Below are 2,778 nucleotides of genomic sequence, written 5' to 3'. Positions count from 1 at the left end.
TGCAGCGCGGCGAAGCCGGCGCGCGGCGCGGCTTGCGCCACGCGCGCGACGAGTTCGCTGCGTTCAGCGGGCGAGAGCGGCAGCCGGGCCAGGTAACGCTCGCACAGCGCCGCCGTGTCGGCGTGCGCTTCGGCCGCCTCCCGCCTTATTCGGGGGGCAAGATGTAGCTCCACGTTTCGGACAGGGTGTGGTTGGCACTTCGCAGATAGGCGCGCAGTTCGACCGGCTTCTTGTCGTCGTTGCGCGCCAGGCGCGCCGTCATGCGCCAGCCGTCGCTGGCGGCGTTGCGGTAGGCATTCACTTCGAGCAGCCTGGCGTTGGCGTCGGCGCTCACCACCGCTTCGACCTTCTCGCCGGCGGCGAGCTTTTTCAGCGCCGGCCCCTCGAAATCGACCGACAGCGCGATGCTGCCGTCGGCCTTGCGCACCCAGCCGTGGCCGCGCCGCGTCTGCGTCACCCACGACAGCGGCGGGCGGCGGTCGGCATCCTTCTGCCACAGCAGCCGGTATTCGATGTCGTAGGGCTGCCCCGGCTGCGGCGGCTTGTCGGGGACCCAGAAGGCGACGATGTTGTCGTTGGTTTCGTCGGGCGTCGGAATCTGGACCAGCTCCACCCGGCCCGGCCCCCAGTTGCCCTTGGGCTCGACCCAGGCGCTGGGCCGCGACTCGTAGCGCGCCTCCAGGTCTTCATAGCTGGCGAAGCGGCGGTCGCGCTGCATCAGCCCGAAGCCGAGCGGATTGTCGAGCGCGAACGACGTCACCAGGAGGCGGCGCGGGTTGACCAGCGGGCGCCAGATCCATTCGCCGGTCCCGGACTGGATCGACAGGCCGTCCGAGTCGTGCACTTCCGGCCGGTAGTCCTCGACCTGCGCGCGCTGGTTCTCGCCGAAGAAATACATGCTGGTCAGCGGCGCGATGCCGAGCTTGGCGACGTTCTCGCGCAGGTACAGGCGGGCCTTCACGTCCATGGCCGTCTCGCCGTCGGGCTTGAGCACGAAGCGGTAGGCGCCGGCGACGCGGCGCGAATTGAGCAGCGCGTAGATCGTCAGGGTCTTGGCCGCGGGACGCGGGCGTTCGATCCAGAATTCGGTGAAGCGCGGGAATTCCTCGCCGGAATGGAGCGCGGTATCGATCGCCAGCCCGCGCGCCGACAGGCCGTACACCTGCCCCTTGCCGATCGCGCGGAAATAGCTGGCGCCGAGAAACACCAGCACTTCATCCTTGTAGGCTGCGGTGTTGACCGGATAGTGCACGCGAAAACCGGCGAAGCTCAGGCCGGTCAGGTCTTTCTGGGTGATCGCGTTGGCGCCGTAGTGAAAGGCTTTCGGGTCGAACCGGATCTCGTGCACGCTCTTGCCGGCGATTTCATGGACCCGCACCGGCGTGTCGAATTCCCGTCCCTGGTGAAAGAAGGCCAGCTCGAACGGCAGCCGCGCGCCGCGCCAGTACGCCCGCTCGGGCTGGTAGCGGATGTCGCGGTACTGGTCGTAGCTCAGGCTGGCGAGCGTCCTGGAAATGTTTTTCGGCGGTTCCTGATAGGAAGCGGCGGCCAGCTGTTTCGCGCGCGCCGCGACATCGTCGAAACCGAAGGCGCACGCCGCTGCGGCGGGCAGCCACAACGCCAGTCCCCGGCATGCCAGGCGCGCGCATGGCGCCGCGTGTTTGAATGCAGTCCAGAACATCGATGCGATTGTGTATTCCGATGCATCTATCTTGCCGGCCTGTATCGCAGCCGGTTTGAGGACGTGCAACGCGCATCGACTTAGCCGCCGGGTTTTGGTCCAAATACAACAGCAAGACACGCGGCAACGCTCTTTGACAGAACGCAAAGCGCAGATCGCTGCCCGCCGCGCCGGCTGACGCCATTCCTATGCTGAGAGCAGGGCCGAGCACGTACCGGATTCGGCCGATCAGTCGAGTCGATGCATGACGGCCCGGCAACGGGCATGCGTCGCCGCGTGCGCCGTGACCTCTGTCATCACCCATCAGGAGGGTCTTATGGCGAATCTGCAAAACGAACTGATCGACGGCTTTCGTGCCCGCCTGCGCGGACAGTTGCTGCAGCCCGGACAGCCGGACTACGAGGAGGCGCGCCGGATCTGGAATGCGGTGATCGACCGCCGCCCGGCGTTGATTGCGCGCTGCGCCGGGGTGGCCGACGTCAGGCGCAGCGTCGCGTTTGCGCGCGAGCATGGCTTGCGCCTCGCGGTGCGCGGCGGCGGCCACAATATCGCCGGCAATGCGCTGTGCGACGACGGCCTGGTGATCGACTTGTCGCAAATGAAGTCCGTGCATGTCGATCCGGAGCGCCGCCGCGTTTTCGTCGAGCCGGGCGCCTTGCTGCGCGACGTCGACCATGAAACCCAGGAATTCGGGCTGGCTACGCCGCTCGGCATCAATTCCACCACGGGCGTGGCCGGCCTCACCCTGGGCGGCGGTTTCGGCTGGCTCACGCGCAAATACGGGCTGACGGTGGACAATCTGATCTCGGCCGAACTGATCACCGCCGACGGCGAGCGCGTGCGGACCAGTGCCGATGCGCAGCCTGACCTGTTCTGGGCGATCCGCGGCGGCGGCGGCAATTTCGGCGTGGCCACGCTGTTCGAATTCGCGCTGCATCCGGTCGGCCCGGACATCTTCAGCGGCCTGCTCGTGTTTCCGTTCGACCAGGCCAGACAAGTGCTCACGCGCTACCGCGATTTCATTCCCGGCATGCCGGAAGACTTGAACGTCTGGGCGGTGCTGCGCCAGGCGCCGCCGCTGCCGTTCCTGCCGCCGT

Annotated in this window: 2 protein-coding genes; one reads left to right on the top strand and one right to left on the bottom strand. The window is 67.2% G+C overall.

The window, feature by feature from the left end:
- Positions 1 to 145: 145 nt before the first annotated feature.
- Complete coding sequence (locus tag A6M56_RS02210; RefSeq protein ID WP_286757705.1) at positions 146 to 1,681, bottom strand: glucan biosynthesis protein G; 1,536 nt, start codon at positions 1,679 to 1,681, stop codon at positions 146 to 148.
- Between the two features lie 316 nt (positions 1,682 to 1,997).
- On the opposite strand from A6M56_RS02210, the gene A6M56_RS02205 reads away from it, so the two are divergent.
- Positions 1,998 to 2,778 (top strand): FAD-binding oxidoreductase (locus A6M56_RS02205; RefSeq protein ID WP_286757704.1); only part of this gene is annotated, 781 nt, incomplete at its 3' end.

This window comes from Ralstonia sp. RL (assembly GCF_001683835.1).
Taxonomy (GTDB): Bacteria; Pseudomonadota; Gammaproteobacteria; order Burkholderiales; family Burkholderiaceae; genus Ralstonia; species Ralstonia mannitolilytica.
This window is presented reverse-complemented; position numbering and strand designations above follow the sequence as displayed.

Coding starts and splice junctions, on each gene's coding strand:
- A6M56_RS02210 (WP_286757705.1), bottom strand. CDS start 1,681: ATGTTCTGGACTGCATTCAAACACGCGGCGCCATGCGCGCGCCTGGCA.